The sequence below is a fragment of the Bordetella trematum genome (assembly GCF_900078335.1).
Taxonomy (GTDB): domain Bacteria; phylum Pseudomonadota; class Gammaproteobacteria; order Burkholderiales; family Burkholderiaceae_B; genus Bordetella; species Bordetella trematum.
The window spans coordinates 138306-155508 of sequence record NZ_FKBR01000033.1; the positions used below are offsets into that span (position 1 = coordinate 138306).

The following is a 17203-nucleotide window of genomic DNA, read 5'->3' on the forward strand; positions in this document are numbered from 1 at the left end:
GCAAATTGGACAGCAATGGTCACTACCTCCTCCTCCCTGCCGATCGCCGCGAATCACGCGCGTTTTTCCGAACTCGTCGAGCAAGTCCTGGCCTATGCGCGCCAGGCGGGCGCCAGCGACGCCGTGGCCGAAGTCTCCGAAAGCCTGGGCCTGTCGGTGTCCGTGCGCAAGGGGGACATCGAGACCGTCGAACAGACCCGCGACCGCTCACTTGACCTGACCGTCTATGCCGGCCAGAGCCGGGGTTCGGCCTCGACCTCCGATTTTTCCGAGGCGGCGCTGCGCCAGACGGTCGAGGCCGCCTGGCATATCGCCCGCCACACGGCGGCCGATGCGGCGGCCGGCCTGCCTGACGCCGACAAGCTCGCCACCGCCCAGCCCGACATGGGGCTGCACCATCCGTGGGCCATCGGCACCGAGCAGGCCGCCGAAATGGCCCTGCGCGCCGAAAGCGCGGCGCGCGCCGTATCGCCCCAGATCACCAACACCGAAGGGGCGGGCGTCAATACCTATGAAGGGCAGTTCGTCATGGGCAATACGCGGGGCTTCCTGGGCGGCTACGCCTACAGCCGCCACGGCCTGTCGGTGGCGCCGATTGCCGGGCGTGGCGAGCGCATGCAGCGCGACTACTGGTACACCTCCGACCGCAACCCCCTGCGTCTGGCGTCGCCCGAGGCGGTCGGGCGCTATGCGGCCGAGCGCAGCCTGGCCCGTCTGTCGGCGCGCCGTCTGCGCACGGTGCGCGCGCCGGTGCTCTTCGAGGCGCCGCTGGCGCTGGGTTTGCTGGGCGCCTTTACCCAGGCCGTCAGCGGCGGGGCGCTCTACCGCAAGGCCAGCTTCCTGGTCGATGCGCTGGGCAAACCGGTCTTCGCCGACCACATCGATGTGCGCGAAGATCCCCATATCCCGGGGGCCATGGGCTCGTCGGCCTTCGACGACGAAGGGGTCCGCACCGAGGCGCGCGATGTCGTCAGCGGCGGCACCCTGCAAGGCTATTTCCTGTCGTCGTATACCGCGCGCAAGCTGGGCATGGTGACCACCGGCAATGCCGGGGGCTCGCACAACCTGGCCCTGACTTCGCGGCTGACCCGCCCGCAGGACGACTTCCGCGCCATGCTCAAGAAGCTGGGCACCGGCCTGCTGGTCACCGAACTGATCGGCCAGGGCGTGAACTACCTGACGGGCGACTATTCGCGCGGCGCCTTCGGGTACTGGGTCGAGAATGGCGAAATCCAGCATGCGGTCGAGGAAATCACCATCGCCGGCAACCTGGCCGATATGTTCCGCCAGATCGTCGCCGTGGGAGCGGACTCGCTTTGCCGCGGCTCCAAGACCTCCGGTTCCATCCTGATCGAGCAGATGTCCATCGCCGGCGTCTGAGGGCGGGCTCGCCAGCGGCAGATCCTGCCTCGGACAATCCTGGCGCAGTCCGGGGACGCGCCTGCTAGACGGTGTGGATGTGGCAAGCCCACCCTTGTGACAGGGCGCACAGCGGCCCAGGCCAGTTCCGGCCCGGGTGGCGGCGTCCGTCATGGAGGGCTTGCTATGCCACGGCAGGATTGGGCCGCCTTGCAGCGTCAGGGCAACGAGCGCTTGGCGTTTTTCGAGCAGTTGGACGGTTTTTATGTGTTCACGCAGCGCAACCCCGCTGCGGCCACGCGTGCGCTGCATCGCCGCTTCGGAGCGCGGCTGCGGGCCGATCCGGCCTTCATGGGGTATTGCGTCATCGGTGCGCCGCCCGCCGGCCCGGCGCGCGTAAATCCCGGGTGGCCCGAGTCGGAGCAGCAGTTTTCCTTGCTGGACGTGCTGCGTACCCAATCGGCCGCGCCCGGACGCATCGGCGTGGTGACCCTCAACGGCACGCTCGAAGAGGAGGCGCTGCTGAGGCCTCTGCAGGGGCTTTGCGTGGATTACCTCGTCTGGCTGGCCGCGCGAGACGAAGCCCATACCTGTGTTTCCCTGTTCCAGGAGCGCGAATACGTGCTTGCCTACCTGGCGCGTTTTCTGGCCCTGGCCGAGACGCTCGACGCGGCCTCGCGCCGGGTTTTGCGCGCCCGTGTGAGCGCCTATCTTGCGCTGGACCGGCACGCGCTGCTGCGCAGCATCACGCCGGCCGTGCACCGTTACTTCAATCCGGTCAATCCAGACGACTCTTTCATTCCCCGGCAGCGTGAAGTCTATGCTGACGTCGGCGCGCGACGCGGTCAGGACGTGCTCAAGCTTGCCGGCCTGGTGGGCGAACTGGAACGCTCCCGGCTATGGGCGCTGGAGCCCGATGCCCTCGACTTCGGAGTGCTGAAGCAATTGCCTTTTTTCCTGCCTCTGGAGGCCTATCGTATGGCTGCCTCCGACAGGGACAGCGAGACGATCGGTTTTTTCTCCGACCCGCTCAATCCGGCCGGTTCCCATTTCGTTGCGCCGGACGACGAGGCCGCCTGGAGCGGGGAGCGGGCCAGTCACATCGATCGGGTTGAGCAGGTGCGCCTGGATACCCTCATCGATACGCCTCTGACGCTTCTGAAGGTCGATACCGGGGGCGGCGGCGAGATGGCCGTGCTGCGCGGCGCGCAGCGCCATGTGGCGCGGCCCCAGTGCCGGGTCTGCATCAGCGCCGACCGCTATCCCCAGGATGTCTTCGAACTCTGCGATTTCTTCGCCGCGTTGGGCGGGAGACGCTTGCGGCTGCGTCAACATGACGGGTCTCTACGGGGGCTGGTGCTCTATGCCGACGGCGGGGGCGAGGCCTAGGATCGAGGACCTGGGGGCGCATAGCCAGCGTCCGAGTTCGGCCTTCGTCTTATTTCAACTGATCCGCAGGGGTAGGCCCCAGCGGATTTTTTTTGGAGGGTTCTCCTTCAGCTGATGGAGATGGATCCGACAGACCGGCGTTCGCGCAAAAAAACATATTACTAAGGGTCGCGCCCTGTAACTATTGGTGGCGTCTCTTCATAAGGTTTCCCCAAATGCCGGAACTGGATTGGTCCGCCCTGCATGCGCAAGGCGAGGAAAAGCTGCGTTTTATTCGTCAGCTCGAAGGGTTCTATGTCTTTGCGCATGCCAACGCCAGCGTGATGACCCGCGGACATCATAGGCTTCTGGGCGCCAGCTATCGCGATGACCCCCGCTTCCTGGGGTATTGCTCCTTGGGCGCGTCTTCAAGCGCTGTCGGGGAGGCCAATGCGCAGTGGCCCGGGCACGGCGAGTATCTGCCTATGCCCGAGGTGCTGCAAAGGCAGATGCGCAGCGGCGGCCGGATAGGCATGCTTACGTTCTGCGCAACGCCGGAAGAGCAGATTCTGCTGCATCGATTCCGCGCCTGGACCTTCGATTATGTGGCCTATCTGACCGAGCGCAATCTGCCCGTGGTCTATACCCCCCTGGCGGAAGAACGCGACATCACGCTGACCCAGTTGCCGCGCTATCTAGCCTTGGTGGAGGGCATGGACGTGAGTTCCCAGCGCGCCATGCGCGCGCGGCTGGCGGCGTTGGCAAGTCTGGACCGCCACATACTGCAGAAGGAGGCGGCTCCATTGGCCCATATGTATTTCAATGGGATCAACGAGGATGACTCTTTCTTACCGCGTGCGCATGAAATCTATGTCGATGTAGGGGCTACCGAAGGCGCCGAACTGCTCAGGCTGGCCAGCCTGGTCGACAACCTGGAGCAGTCACGGTTCTGGGGATTGGAGCCCAATGCGACGGACTTCGTGCGCCTGAAACAGCTACGGTTTTTCCTGCCCCTGCGAGCGTGCCGGGCGTTTGCCCGCGAGCGCGACGGCGGTACCGTCGACTTCTATACCGATCCGGTGGTGCCGGATGCGTCCCGCGTGGTGTCCGGAGGGCCGGAAGACGCCTGGCGCCAGGCCAATGCCGCGCATATCCAGGCGGTGCCCTGCCTGACCCTGGATACGCTGGTGCCCGATCCCGTCACGCTCCTGAAAATCGATGTCGAGGGGGGCGAGCGGTCGGTGCTTCAGGGGGCGGTCGGCCACGTCAGCCGGCCGGAGTGCAGGGTTGCCGCGGCGGTGTATCACTACCCCAAGGATGTGCTGGAAGTCTGCGAGTTCTTGCAGGGCCTCGGACGCGAGCGTTTGCGCTTGCGACAGCATGGCAGCGGCCTGTGGGACCTGATCTGCTACGCCGATGATCCGTCTGTGACGGCCTGATGCGTACAAGGGATCATTGCGGCGAGCTGTCGCGGTTGAACCAATGGCTCTGCGAAGGCGGTTGCCCCATGCTGTGAAACACGGCGATGCCTCCATCGCTGAGGACCTCGGCCACGCCACACCCATTGACTGGCGCGTGTACTATCCCTCGCGTCAGGCCTTCGGGTGCTGGCCTGAGTGGGTAGAAAAGGAGGTCCTGGATGCAACGCCGTTCATTTTTGAAGCAAGCCGGCCTGGGCGCCATCGCCGGCGGCGCGACGGTCGCCGCCCCTGTGGTCGCGCAGGAGATGCCGGCTCTCGAATGGCGCATGGCTTCCAGTTTCCCGCGTCATCTGGAGACGTTGTTCGGCACCGGCGAGCGCTTTTGCAGATACGTCAGCGAGGCGAGCAACGGCAGGTTCCTCATCCGCCCCTTTTCCGCCGGCGAAATCGCGCCGGCGTTGCAGGTCTTTGATGCCGTGTCCAGCCATGTCGTTGACTGCGGCCATACCGTGTCGTACTACTACCATGACAAGGATCCGGCCTTCTGTTTCGATGCGGCCGTGCCTTTTGGGTTGACGGCTGCGCAGATGAACGCCTGGATGTTCGACGCCGACGGCCTGTCGCTCACGCGTGCGATGTTCAAACCCTTCGGGATCGTCAATCTGCCGATGGGCAATACCGGCGTGCAGCTGGGGGGCTGGTACCGCAAGGAAATCAAGACGGTGGCGGATTTCAAGGGCCTCAGGATGGGCGCGGCAGGGTTGGCCGGCCAGGTGCTGGCGCGCCTGGGCGCGGTGCCGCAGGCATTGGCGGGCGACGAACTCCTGTCCGCGTTGGGCAGCGGCGCCCTGGAGGCGGCCGAGTCCGCCGGCCCGACCGATGACGAGGCGCAGGGCATGCATCAGATGGCCCGCTACTGCTATTTTCCGGGCTGGTGGACGGGTGGCACCCAGGTTTCGCTCTATCTGAACGAGGGCGCCTGGCACGGTCTGCCGCGGGCCTATCAGGCCATCATCGAGGCTGCCAGCCGCAGCGCCCACGTGGCGATGACCGCGCGCTACGAGTCCCGCAATCCGGCGGCGTTGCGCCGGCTGGTCGCCGAGGGCGCCGAATTGCGGGCCTTTCCCCGGGCCGTGGTGGACGCCGCTTTCGCTGCGGCGGCCCAGGTTTATCAGGGGCTTTCGGAGCAGAGCCCCCAGTTCAAGGCCCTGCATGAAAGCTACATGGGCTTTCGCGATGCGGCGCTGCCCTGGTGGCGTGTCGGCGAAGGCGCTTATGGGCAGGCCCTGAGCACGGTGCTGGCCAATCGCAGGCCGTGATCCTGTTTGTGCGTCCCCATATTTCACCTCCTAGGCAAGGGGAGCTGGTTCCGGGACTTGCACAATATTTGAGCAGTCGTGCTAGAATGGCGAGCTTTTCCTTTATTTGGCGCTTGCGCACGGGCGGGTAATAACGCTTAGGCGCGGGCCGATATCTGACGGAAAAGCGCCCCGGCCAAGTTTTTTTGGCGGGCAAACTTTTTATTTTTAGGAACCATCATGAAGACCTTTGTGGCCAAGCCGCATGAAGTCAAGCGTGACTGGTTTGTGATCGACGCCAAGGGCAAGGTCCTCGGTCGTGTGGCCAGCGAAGTCGCACGCCGTCTGCGTGGCAAGCACAAACCCGAATTCACGCCGCACGTTGATACCGGCGATTACATCGTCATCATCAACGCTGCTGATATCGTTGTCACCGGAAACAAGGCGCAAGACAAGAAGTACTTCCGCCACACCACCTACCCGGGTGGTATCCGTGAAACGAACTTCGAGAAACTGCAAGAGCGTTTTCCTGGTCGTGCAATCCAGAAGGCCGTCAAGGGCATGCTGCCCAAGGGTCCGCTGGGCTACGCCATGATCAAGAAACTCAAGGTGTACGCTGGTGCCGAGCATCCGCACACCGCTCAGCAGCCCAAGCCGCTGGATATCTAAGGAAACGCCATGATCGGTAACTGGAACTACGGAACCGGCCGTCGCAAAACCTCGGTGGCGCGTGTGTTCATCAAGAAGGGTGCTGGCAAGATCACCGTCAACGGCAAGCCCGTCGACGAGTTCTTCGCTCGTGAAACCGGCCGCATGATCGTGCGCCAGCCGCTGGCTCTGACCGGCATGCTGGAAGCCTTCGACATCAAGGTCAACGTGCACGGCGGCGGTGAAACCGGCCAGGCTGGCGCGATCCGTCACGGTATCACCCGTGCTCTGATCGACTACGACGCGACGCTCAAGTCGGCGCTGTCGCAAGCCGGCTTCGTGACCCGCGATGCCCGCGAAGTTGAACGTAAGAAGGTCGGTCTGCGCAAGGCGCGCCGCCGGAAGCAGTTCAGCAAGCGTTAATCGCTTCATGCAGAAAGGCCGCGCAAGCGGCCTTTTTGCTTTGGCGGCGGGGAACCTGCGCCAGGGATCTTGGTCTGATTTCCTGGAGACGCTGCGTCAGCCCTGCGCCTGTTTCGCCAGCGATACAATCGCAAAAGCGTGTCTCTCCCCCAGGAATCAGCAACCATGGCTCAAGCAAGCAATTCCCGCATCAAGGTCGGCATCGTCGGCGGCACCGGATACACCGGCGTCGAGTTGCTGCGCCTGTTGTCGCAGCACCCCGGCGTCGAGCTGACTGCCATCACCTCGCGCAAGGAAGACGGCCTGCCCGTGGCCGACATGTACCCCAACCTGCGCGGCCGCGTGAAACTGGCATTTTCCGCCCCGGAAAAGGCCACGCTGACCGATTGCGACGTGGTGTTTTTCGCCACCCCGCACGGTGTCGCCATGGCGCAGGCCCAGGAGTTGCTGGCTGCCGGCACCCGCGTGATCGATCTGGCGGCCGATTTCCGCCTGCAGGACACGGCCATGTTCGAGCGCTGGTACAAGATGCCGCATTCCTGCCCGGACATCCTGGCTGACCAATCTGCCTATGGCCTGGTCGAACTGAACCGCCAGGCCATTTCGGCGGCCAAGGTGATCGGCAATCCGGGCTGCTATCCCACTACCGTGATCCTGGGCCTGGCGCCGCTGCTCGAAGGCGGCAAGCGCCTGATCGATGCCCAGCACGTGATCGCCGACTGCAAGTCCGGCGTCTCGGGGGCGGGGCGCAAGGCGGAGGTGGCTTCGCTGTTCGCCGAGGCAGGTGACAATTTCAAGGCCTACGGCGTGGCGGGTCACCGCCATCATCCGGAAATCGTCGAGCAGCTCGAAAAGCTGTCGGGCGAGAAGGTGGGCCTGACTTTCGTGCCGCATCTGGTGCCCATGATCCGTGGCATGTTCTCGACGCTGTATGTACGCATCCTGCCCGAGGCCCGCGACACGGACTTCCAGGCGCTCTTTGAAGCCCGTTACGCCGATGAGCCCTTCATCGACGTCATGCCGGCCGGCAGCCTGCCCGAGACGCGTTCGGTGCGAGCCTCCAACAATCTGCGCATCTCGGTGCAGCGTCCCGGCGGCGGCGACCAGCTGGTCATCCTCGTGATCCAGGACAACCTGGTCAAGGGGGCGGCGGGCCAGGCGGTGCAGAACATGAACCTGATGTTCGGGCTGCATGAAACCACCGGCCTGGATCAGGTCGCCATCCTGCCTTGAGCCGCCTTTGAACGACCCTGCTGCCGTTGCGCCTCCTTCCACCCGCGAAAGCGGGTGGCGTCGTGCCACCCGACTGGTGCTGATCGTATTGCTGCTGGGCGCCGCGGCGGCGGGGGGCTATCACTACGCCAGGTCTGATTCCGGTGACAAGGTCATGCTGACCCCGGAACAGGTCCAGGCGCAGGAGGCGGCGCTGCGCCAGCGCGACACCGAGCTGCGTTATCTGCGCACCCAGCTGGTCTCCGCCGATGGCGAGGTGGTGGTCGAGCGTGCGGCGCGCGAGGAACTGGAGGCGCAATTGCGCGCCTCGCAGGCCGAGCTGGGGCGGGTGCGCGACCAGCTCGCCTTTTACGAACAACTCTTGCCGCCCGGACCGGCGGGCGCCATCGATATTCGAGGCGCCGAGTTTGCCCGGGTGGGCAACGACCTGCGTTATCGGGTGTTGATGATGCGCAGCGGACGCAGCGAAAGCCCTTTCAGCGGCGAGCTGCGCTTCGTTGCCAATGGCATTCAGCAAGGCCAGACGGTCAGCGTCGAGCTGCAACCCCAGCGCGTCAAGACCGAAGAGTCGGCCGCTCCCGGCGCGGTGCTGCCGGCCGCCGCTGGCGGCGCGGTCGAGGCGGCGACGCCGGCTGCCGCCCCGGCCGACCCGGCCAACGGCAGCAATGGCAATGGCGGCAACCTGCTGGCAGTGCATTTCGACCATTTCCAGCGCAGTCAGGGGGTGCTGGCGCTACCCGAGGGGTTCGTCCCCGAGAGCGTCACCATTTCAGTGCTGGAAGGCAGCAACGTTCGCGCCACGCGCGAAGTGCGGCTGGAATTTTGAGGCGCGGCCCGGCTGCGCTATAGTGATCCCATCGGGCGGCAGGCTGCCGCCATTGGAATGTGGCCTTCCCGGCCAGGAGTGTGAACAATGAATGCTGTAACCGAAACCGTGGATCTGCAGGCGCCGCCGCCTGCGCTGGTCTTCACCGACTCGGCGGCCGCCAAGGTCAAGGATCTGCTGCTTGAAGAGGGCAACCCCGAGCTCAAGCTGCGCGTCTTCGTGCAGGGCGGCGGCTGTTCGGGCTTCCAGTACGGCTTTACCTTTGATGAAGTCGTCAACGATGACGATACCGTCCTCGACAAGGAAGGCGTGCAACTGCTGGTCGATCCGATGAGCTTCCAGTATCTGGTCGGTGCCGAGATCGACTACAAGGAAGACCTCGAAGGCGCCCAGTTCGTCATCCGCAACCCCAACGCCTCGACCACCTGCGGCTGCGGTTCGTCGTTCTCCGTCTGAGGCGCCGGGTTGGCGCAAGCCGCCAGCCCGCCCCAATGCAAAAGCCCCCGGCGAGCATGCCGGGGGCTTTTGCATTGGGGCATCAGTGGCCGGGGTAGAGCGCGCCGAGGATGCGCGGGCCGCGCGCGCCGGTGACTTCCGGGGAGCTGGCCGGCTGGCGGCTGACGCAGGCCTGGGCCAGCCAGGCAACGGCCATGGCCTCCATCCACTGGGCCGGCACGCCGGCGCTGTCGGTGGTGGCAACAGGGCAGGGCAGGGCGCGCGCCAGGGCCGCCATCAGGGCCGGGTTGCGCGCACCGCCGCCGCAGACCAGCACGTCGTCGAGCGGGGCGCCGGCGATGGCGCGGGCTACGCTGTGGGCCGTCAGATCCAGCAGCGTGGCCTGCACATCAGCGGGCGCAAGCGCCCGGCCATAGCTCGCCAGGTGGCCCGTCAGCCAGGTCAGGCCGAAGAGATCGCGGCCTGTGGATTTGGGAGCGGGCAGGGCAAACCAGGGCTCGGCTTGCAGCAGATGGGTCAGCAGGGCGGGATCGGCGCGCCCGCTGGCCGCCCATTTGCCGTCTTCGTCATAGTGATGGCCGGTGTGCGCCTGGCACCAGGCATCGAGCAGGACATTGGCCGGCCCGGTGTCGAAACCGCGCGGCGCCTGGCCGGGCTGCAGCAGGGTGACATTGCCGATGCCGCCCAGGTTGAGGATTGCGCGTGCGGCATCCTGGCCGAACATGGCGGCGTGAAAGGGCGGCACCAGCGGTGCGCCCTGCCCGCCGGCGGCGACATCGCGGCTGCGGAAGTCCGCCACGACGTCGATGCCACAGGCCTCGGCCAGCACGGCGGGGGCATTGAGCTGGCAGGTATAGCCCAGGTCCGGGCGATGACGCACGGTCTGGCCGTGCGCGCCGATTGCCCGCACCGCTTCGCGCGGCAGGCCGGCCTGGGCCAGCAGGCGTTCGCAGACTTCGGCGTATAGCGCGGCCAGGGCATTGGCCGCCAGGGCGGCCCGATGCAGTTCGTCGGGGCCGCTGGCATTGAGCGCCATCAGGGTGGCGCGCAGCGAGGCGGGCATGTCCAGCGTGGCGCTGGCCAGCAGTTCGGGTCGCTGCTGCGGGGACAGGCGCAGCAGCACGCCATCCACGCCGTCCATGCTGGTGCCGGACATCAGGCCGATGAAGCAGTCTCCCGGCCGGAGCGTGTCCTGGCCGGGTCGGGGGAGAGTCATGGGGCTGGCAGGGCAGGCAGGTCAGCGGGTGGCGACCTTGGCCTGCGCCTCGAGCGGGCTGTTCTGCTGCTGCAGCTGTGCCAGCAGTTCGATCTGGCGCTTGTGCGGCGCCACAGCCTGAAGGAAGGCACGCTTTTCGGCCGGTTCGAGGGTGCGGGCGATCGGCAGATCGACCGACAGCGGATCGACCGGCTGGTTGTTGATGCGGAACTCGTAATGCAGGTGCGGGCCGGTCGCCCAGCCGGTGGCGCCGACGTAGCCGATCAGGTCGCCCTGGCTGATCTTGTCGCCTTGCTTCAGGCCGGGTCGGATGCGGCTCTGGTGGGCGTAGAGGGTGGAGTATTTGCCGAAGTGCTTGACGATCACGACGTTGCCGTAGCCGTTCTTCCAGCCGGCGAACTCGACCGTGCCGTCTGCCGTGCTGTGAATGGGCGTGCCCGACGGTGCGGCGTAGTCCACGCCCTTGTGGCCGGTCCAGGTCTTGTGGATCGGGTGCATGCGCATGCCGAAGGTGGAGCTGATGCGGCTGAACTTCAGGGCTGTGCGCAGGAAGGCGCCGCGCAGGCTGGTGCCGTCGAAATCGTAGTAGCTGCCGGTCTTGTTGTCGGCGCTGAACCAGACGGCGTTGTGGGGCTTGCCGTTGTTGATGAACTCCACGGCCAGCAGGCGCCCGGCGCCGGCATAGCGGCCATCGTGCGAGCGGACTTCGTAGACCACGCGGAATTCGTCGCCGCGGCGCAGGTCGCGCAGGAAGTCGATCTTGCTGCCGAGGATGTCGGCCATCTGCATCGTGATCGAATCGGGGATGCCGGCGGCATCGGTGGCGGCGAACAGCGAGGAGTGGATCGTGCCCACGGCCACGCGGGTCTGCAGGTTGGTGCCCTGGGTGATTTCCTTGGCTTCGTAGCCGTCATCCTTGGCGGTGACCTGCAGCAGCTTGGTGACGACCTGGCCGCCGACCTCATTGCCCGGCGTGTGGATGTAGCGCAGCCAGATCAGCTTGCCCTCGTCGTCGGTGGCGGCTTGCACGGCGCGCCCCGGATAGAGGCGGTAGATGCTGCGCGCGCTCGGGTCGTGGGTCAGAAAGCCTTGCAGCTTGCCGTCATCGATGTCCAGGCGCTGCAATACGCTGGCCAGGGTGTCGCCCGAACGGATACGGGTTTCGCTGATGTAGGGAGCGGGGGCGTTGGCGCTGACCTGGATCTGCTCCTGCTGGAGGGGCAGGACGCTGTCGACCAGGCGCAGGGGGGGGAGTTCGCTGCGGTCGGGCTGTTGGACCATGCCCAGCGCGGCGGCGCCGGCAAACAGACCCAGGGAGCAGACTAGCAAGGTGCGGCGGATGAGGGAGCCGCCACGCTTGGAAGGGTCGGCGGGCGGGGCGAGCCGGGCGGCGAGCTTCTGGCTCAGGCGACGCACCAGGCTGTTTGTGCCTCTTTGCATTGGACAGACCTTAAGGGGGCTTGGCAACGAATGAGCGATGCGCGCTGTCGCACGGCTTTCCTCGGTGGCCTGTGGGCCAACGACGGGAGCGCCATGACGGCGCATCGCGGACAAACATTGAGTAACAGATTGCTTGCGGGACAACAACCGGCACGATTATGACGGTTGCGTATGATTAGGGGAGTATCCTAGCGGAATCAGCTAGAATTTTCGACCGAATTCTACAGTTTTTACACCTTTTTCCGTTGAATTCCCGTCTTTCGGGCCCTATCTCACATGTCGCAAGCCGAATTTCCTATTACCCCTGAAGTCGAAGCAGATTTGCGCATCGCCCGGCGCGGCTGCGATGAGCTGCTGGTGGAGGCCGAGTTCGCCCGCAAGCTGGCGCGCAGCCGCGCCACCGGCGTGCCTCTGCGCATCAAGCTCGGCCTGGATCCGACCGCGCCGGACATCCACCTCGGCCACACGGTCGTGCTGAACAAGATGCGCCAGCTGCAGGATCTGGGGCACAACGTGATCTTCCTGATCGGCGACTTCACGTCGACCATCGGCGATCCCAGCGGACGCAATTCGACCCGTCCGCCGCTCACCCGCGAACAGATCGAGCACAACGCGCAGACCTACTATGCCCAGGCCAGCCTGGTGCTCGATCCGGCTCGTACGGAAATCCGCTACAACTCCGAATGGTGTGACCAGCTCGGCGCGCGCGGCATGATCCAGCTGGCCTCGCGCTACACCGTGGCGCGCATGATGGAGCGCGAAGACTTCACCAAGCGTTTCAAGGCTGGCGTGTCGATCGCCGTGCACGAGTTCCTGTACCCGCTGATGCAGGGCTACGACTCGGTCTGCCTGAAGTCGGATGTCGAACTGGGCGGCACGGATCAGAAGTTCAACCTGCTGGTCGGGCGCGAGCTGCAGAAGGAGTACGGCCAGGAGCCGCAGTGCATTCTGACCATGCCGCTGCTGGTAGGCACCGACGGTGTCGAGAAAATGTCCAAGTCCAAGGGCAACTACATCGGCATTTCCGAGACGCCGGATTCGATGTTCGGCAAGCTGATGTCGATTTCCGATACGCTGATGTGGCGCTATTTCGAGCTGCTGTCCTTCCGCTCGCTGGAAGACATCGAGGCGCTCAAGACCGAGGTCGAGGGCGGTCGCAATCCGCGTGACGCCAAGGTGATGCTCGCTCAGGAAATCATCACGCGCTTTCACAGCAAGGCCGACGCCGAGCAGGCGCTGGCCAACTTCGAGGCGCGTTTCCGGGATGGCGCGCTGCCCGACGACATCCCCGAGGTGCAGTTGGCCGGTGCGCCGCTGGGCTTGCTGCGCGTGCTGCGCGAAGCCGGGCTGTGCGCGTCGGCCTCGGAAGCCCAGCGCGCTGTCGAGCAGGGTGGCGTGAAGGTGGATGGCAGCAAGATCGAGGACCGTTCGTTGCAGTTGGCGGCTGGTTCTTACATTTTGCAAGTGGGCAAGCGCAAGTTCGCGCGTGTTAACTTGACGGCATGACGGTACGGCGCGGTGGCGCGCCGCAGCTTTCCCTGAGGAGAACGACCATGAAACTTGCGAGCTTGTCCTTTGCAGACGGTGAGATGATTCCCGAGCGCTATGCCTTCGGCCGGATCGACCCGCAGTCGCGCGTCGCGCTGGCGGACAATTTCAACCCCCAGTTCTCCTGGAGCGACGCTCCGGAGGGCACCCGTTCCTTTGCGCTGCTCTGCCATGACCCCGATGTGCCTTCCCAGCCTGACGACGTCAACCAGGATGGCCGCGAGGTGCCGGCTTCGCTGCCCCGGGTGGATTTCTTCCACTGGGTGCTGGTCGATATCGCCGCCGAGCGCCGCGAGATCGACGAAGGGGCCTATTCCAGCGGCATCACGCCGCGCGGCAAAGGCGGGCCGCTGGCGCCGAACGACGAGCGTCAGGGCCTGAACGATTTCACCGGATGGTTTGCCGCCGACCGCGACATGAGCGGCGACTACTTCGGCTATGACGGCCCTTGCCCGCCCTGGAACGATGCGCTCGTGCACCGTTACGTATTCACGCTGTATGCGCTGGACGTGGCCAAGCTGGACGTGCAGGGCAAGTTCACGGGCGCCGACGTGCTGCGCGCCATGCAGGGTCATGTGCTGGCCCAGAGCAGCGTGACCGGCATCTATACGCTCAACCCGGCGCTTGCGCCGCGCCAGATCGGCGCCACCTCGGTGTCGTGACGGCCCACGGCGGCTCCGCAAGGGGCCGCCGGCCAGCCTTTGCTCCATGAGGCTGGCTCATGGCTCACATGAGCCATTTTCCTGATGGAACCCCATTGGCGGTTTTTGCCAACAGAAAGCGCGAATTCTGTGGCCGATACCGTATGCGCCGCCCCGGGCTCCGGGGCGGCTCAGGGTACACTAGCGGCATTCCTTTTGCTTCTTCCGTCTCAGGAACCTTCCCTCATGTTCGACCGCAAGCTCACCCTCGACAAGGTGGATCCCGACCTTTGGGCCGCCATCCAGCAAGAAGATGTCCGTCAAGAACAGCACATCGAGCTGATCGCTTCCGAAAACTACGCCAGCCCCGCCGTCATGCAGGCGCAAGGCACGCAGTTGACCAACAAGTACGCTGAGGGCTATCCCGGCAAGCGTTACTACGGTGGTTGCGAATACGTCGACATCATCGAGCAGCTCGCGATCGACCGCCTGAAGGCGGTGTTCGGCGCCGAGGCCGCCAACGTGCAGCCCAACTCCGGTTCGCAGGCCAATCAGGGCGTGTACATGGCCGTCCTGAAGCCGGGCGACACCGTGCTGGGCATGAGCCTGGCCGAAGGCGGTCACCTGACGCACGGCGCGTCGGTCAATGCTTCGGGCAAGCTGTACAACTTCATTCCCTATGGCCTGGATGCCAACGAAGTCCTGGACTACGAGCAGGTCGAAGCCCTGGCCAAGGAACACAAGCCCAAGCTGATCGTCGCTGGCGCCTCGGCCTATTCCCTGCACATCGATTTCGAGCGCATGGCCCGTATCGCCCACGACAACGGCGCGCTGTTCATGGTCGATATCGCCCACTACGCCGGCCTGGTGGCCGGTGGCCAGTATCCCAACCCGGTGCCGCACGCCGATTTCGTCACCTCGACCACGCACAAGTCGCTGCGCGGTCCGCGCGGCGGCGTCATCATGATGAAGGCCGAGTTCGAGAAGGCGGTCAACTCGGCCATCTTCCCGGGCATTCAGGGCGGCCCCCTTGAGCACGTCATCGCCGCCAAGGCCGTGGCCTTCAAGGAAGCCCTGGAGCCGGAGTTCAAGGAGTACGCGGCTCAGGTCGTCAAGAACGCCAAGGTGATGGCCGACACGCTGGTCAAGCGTGGCCTGCGCATCGTGTCCGGCCGCACCGAGAGCCACGTGATGCTGGTCGACCTGCGCGCCATGGGCATCACCGGCAAGGAAGCCGAGGCCGTGCTGGGCCAGGCCCACATCACGGTCAACAAGAACGCCATTCCGAATGATCCGGAGAAGCCCTTCGTGACCAGCGGCATCCGTCTGGGCACCCCGGCCATGACGACGCGCGGCTTCAAGGAGGCCGAGGCCGAACTGACCGCCAACCTGATTGCCGACGTGCTGGAGAATCCGCGCGACGAAGCCAACATCGCCGCCGTGCGCGCCAAGGTGAACGAGCTGACCTCGCGTCTGCCCGTCTACAGCGCCAAGTAAGCGACTGAAGGCTGTCTCAGGGCGGGCTCTGCGGGGCCCGCCCTGTTTTTATGTGCGCTGCCCGCAACATTGGCCGATGGCAGGCGCGCCGGAATCGGCGCTGTCATTACAATGGGGCGATGAACAGGCACAGGGGATAGACATGAAGTGCCCATTTTGCGCCAATGCGGACACCCAGGTGGTCGACAGCCGGGTCTCCGAAGAGGGTGACACCATACGCCGCCGCAGGCGCTGCCTGGCCTGTGACAAACGCTTCACTACCTATGAGCGCGTCGAGCTGGCGATGCCCACGGTGGTCAAGCGTGACGGCAGCCGCAGCGAGTACGACACGGGCAAACTGCGCGGCAGCCTGACGCTGGCATTGCGCAAGCGCCCGGTAAGCACCGAGGAGGTGGATGGCGCGGTGGCGCGCATCGAAGAAACCCTGCTCGGCAGTGGCCTGCGCGAGGTGCCGAGCGAGCAGATCGGCGAGCTGGTCATGAATGAGCTGCGCAGGCTGGATAAAGTGGCCTACGTCCGTTTTGCGTCCGTCTATAAAAGTTTCGAGGATATCGGCGAGTTCGTCGAGGCGATCCGCGAGATGCAGGGCCCGCGCCGCCCGGCCAGCGCCAAGCTGCGCAAGGACTGATCCTGAACGCGGCGGGCGCTGCAGATACAATTCCCGGCATGCCTGAAGCCAGTTTCCAAGATGTCGAATGGATGCGTCGCGCCCTGGCGCTGGCGCAGGGCGTGATCCACACCACTTCGCCCAACCCCCGGGTCGGCTGCGTGATCGTGCGCGATGGCCAGGTGCTGGGCGAGGGCGCCACCCAGCCGCCGGGCGGTCCGCATGCCGAGGTCATGGCGCTGCGCGCCGCGCAGGCCGCCGGGCATGCGCTGGCGGGCGCCACCGTCTATGTCACGCTTGAACCCTGCAGCCATTTCGGCCGCACGCCGCCTTGCGCCGATGCGCTGGTGGCCGCGGCGCCTGCGCGCGTGGTGGTCGCGCTGGGCGACCCCAATCCCAGCGTGGCCGGCAAGGGCTGCGCGCGTCTGCGCGCAGCCGGCATTCGCGTCACGCAAGGCGTATGCGAAGAAGAGGCCCTGGCCCTGAACGCCGGCTTCGTGGCCCGCATGAGCCGCGGGACCCCCTGGGCGTGGCTCAAGCTGGCTGCCTCGCTCGATGGTCGCAGCGCCCTGCACAATGGCGCATCGCAGTGGATCACCGGCCCTCAGGCGCGGGCCGACGGCCATGCCTGGCGAGCGCGGGCCGATGTGGTGCTGACCGGCATCGGCACTGTGCTGCACGACGACCCGAGGCTGAACGTGCGCGAGGTGGCTACGCCGCGCCAGCCGCGCAAGGCGCTGGTCGATGCGCAGCTGCGCGTGTCGCCCCAGGCGCGCCTGTTCGACGATGGGCCGGCCTGGGTCTTCACGGCGGTGAAGGATGCGGACAGGACGGCGCGTCTGGCCGAGCGTCAGGCCGAGGTGATCTGTCTGCCCGATGCCGGCGGACAGCGTGTCGATCTGGCGGCGATGATGCGCTGGCTGGCTGCCCGGGATTGCAATGAGGTTCACGTGGAAGCCGGCGCCGGTCTGTCGGGCGCGCTGTTCGAGGCCGGTTGCATCGATGCGCTGCTGGTATATCTGGCGCCCGTGCTGCTGGGCGATGCCGCGGGGATGTTGAATCTGCCCGCGCTGCACAGCCTGGAGGGCGTGCGGCGCTTTGCGTTTACCGACATGGTGCCGGTAGGCGGGGATGTGCGTTTGCTGGCCCGGGACCCGGTGCGCTGGCAGGCGCTGTTGGACAGTACCCGCCAGGCCCTGGCGCGGCCGTCCCTTTAGGAGAA

Annotated in this window: 16 protein-coding genes; 14 read left to right on the top strand and 2 right to left on the bottom strand. The window is 65.6% G+C overall.

Annotated features, from left to right (window positions below; translation table 11 throughout):
* The first annotated feature begins 15 nt into the window (after nt 1-15).
* From pmbA to erpA, 9 genes are all read left to right on the top strand, one after another.
* Complete coding sequence (gene pmbA / locus A7V84_RS13745; RefSeq protein WP_033534990.1) at nt 16-1380, top strand: metalloprotease PmbA; 1365 nt, start codon at nt 16-18, stop codon at nt 1378-1380.
* Between the two features lie 165 nt (nt 1381-1545).
* Nucleotides 1546-2748, top strand: coding sequence for a class I SAM-dependent methyltransferase (locus tag A7V84_RS13750; protein WP_025515547.1), 1203 nt, complete (start codon nt 1546-1548; stop codon nt 2746-2748).
* Nucleotides 2749-2963: 215 nt separating this feature from the next.
* Nucleotides 2964-4166, top strand: a complete 1203-nt coding sequence (locus tag A7V84_RS13755; protein ID WP_063491572.1) for an FkbM family methyltransferase — start codon at nt 2964-2966, stop codon at nt 4164-4166.
* A gap of 200 nt (nt 4167-4366) precedes the next feature.
* Nucleotides 4367-5467 carry a TRAP transporter substrate-binding protein gene (locus A7V84_RS13760; RefSeq protein ID WP_063491571.1) on the top strand — a complete coding sequence of 367 codons (1101 nt, stop codon included), beginning with the start codon at nt 4367-4369 and terminating at the stop codon, nt 5465-5467.
* 219 nt (nt 5468-5686) lie between these two features.
* Complete coding sequence (gene rplM / locus A7V84_RS13765) at nt 5687-6115, top strand: 50S ribosomal protein L13 (RefSeq protein WP_025515553.1); 429 nt, start codon at nt 5687-5689, stop codon at nt 6113-6115.
* Nucleotides 6116-6124: 9 nt separating this feature from the next.
* Nucleotides 6125-6517: a 30S ribosomal protein S9 gene (rpsI, locus tag A7V84_RS13770; protein WP_025515554.1), complete on the top strand. Its 393-nt coding sequence runs from the start codon at nt 6125-6127 to the stop codon at nt 6515-6517.
* A gap of 165 nt (nt 6518-6682) precedes the next feature.
* The gene (gene argC / locus A7V84_RS13775; protein ID WP_025515557.1) at nt 6683-7750 is read left to right on the top strand and encodes an N-acetyl-gamma-glutamyl-phosphate reductase; all 1068 of its coding nucleotides are present in this window, start codon (nt 6683-6685) and stop codon (nt 7748-7750) included.
* On the top strand, nt 7710-8576 hold the full coding sequence (locus A7V84_RS13780) for a DUF6776 family protein (RefSeq protein ID WP_051348254.1): 867 nt from the start codon (nt 7710-7712) through the stop codon (nt 8574-8576). Before argC ends, A7V84_RS13780 begins: the two co-directional genes overlap by 41 nt.
* Nucleotides 8577-8663: 87 nt before the next feature.
* Nucleotides 8664-9032 (top strand): iron-sulfur cluster insertion protein ErpA, encoded by a 369-nt coding sequence (gene erpA, locus A7V84_RS13785; protein ID WP_025515560.1) that lies wholly within the window; start codon nt 8664-8666, stop codon nt 9030-9032.
* A gap of 82 nt (nt 9033-9114) precedes the next feature.
* On the opposite strand, the gene A7V84_RS13790 is transcribed toward erpA, so the two are convergent.
* Both A7V84_RS13790 and A7V84_RS13795 read right to left on the bottom strand, forming a co-directional pair.
* Complete coding sequence (locus A7V84_RS13790; RefSeq protein WP_063491570.1) at nt 9115-10248, bottom strand: anhydro-N-acetylmuramic acid kinase; 1134 nt, start codon at nt 10246-10248, stop codon at nt 9115-9117.
* 21 nt (nt 10249-10269) lie between these two features.
* Nucleotides 10270-11688, bottom strand: a complete 1419-nt coding sequence (locus tag A7V84_RS13795; protein WP_025515565.1) for a M23 family metallopeptidase — start codon at nt 11686-11688, stop codon at nt 10270-10272.
* 276 nt (nt 11689-11964) lie between these two features.
* Between A7V84_RS13795 and tyrS the strand changes: the two genes are divergently transcribed.
* The 5 genes from tyrS (at nt 11965) to ribD (ending at nt 17198) form a co-directional block, all read left to right on the top strand.
* Nucleotides 11965-13194, top strand: coding sequence for a tyrosine--tRNA ligase (gene tyrS / locus A7V84_RS13800; RefSeq protein WP_025515566.1), 1230 nt, complete (start codon nt 11965-11967; stop codon nt 13192-13194).
* A 47-nt stretch (nt 13195-13241) separates the two neighbouring features.
* Nucleotides 13242-13898: a YbhB/YbcL family Raf kinase inhibitor-like protein gene (locus A7V84_RS13805; RefSeq protein WP_025515568.1), complete on the top strand. Its 657-nt coding sequence runs from the start codon at nt 13242-13244 to the stop codon at nt 13896-13898.
* 225 nt (nt 13899-14123) lie between these two features.
* Complete coding sequence (gene glyA / locus A7V84_RS13810; protein WP_025515570.1) at nt 14124-15374, top strand: serine hydroxymethyltransferase; 1251 nt, start codon at nt 14124-14126, stop codon at nt 15372-15374.
* 142 nt (nt 15375-15516) lie between these two features.
* Entirely contained in the window at nt 15517-16002 is a 486-nt protein-coding gene (nrdR, locus tag A7V84_RS13815; protein WP_025515572.1) for a transcriptional regulator NrdR, read from the top strand.
* A gap of 38 nt (nt 16003-16040) precedes the next feature.
* On the top strand, nt 16041-17198 hold the full coding sequence (ribD, locus tag A7V84_RS13820) for a bifunctional diaminohydroxyphosphoribosylaminopyrimidine deaminase/5-amino-6-(5-phosphoribosylamino)uracil reductase RibD (RefSeq protein ID WP_328586991.1): 1158 nt from the start codon (nt 16041-16043) through the stop codon (nt 17196-17198).
* Nucleotides 17199-17203: the final 5 nt, after the last annotated feature.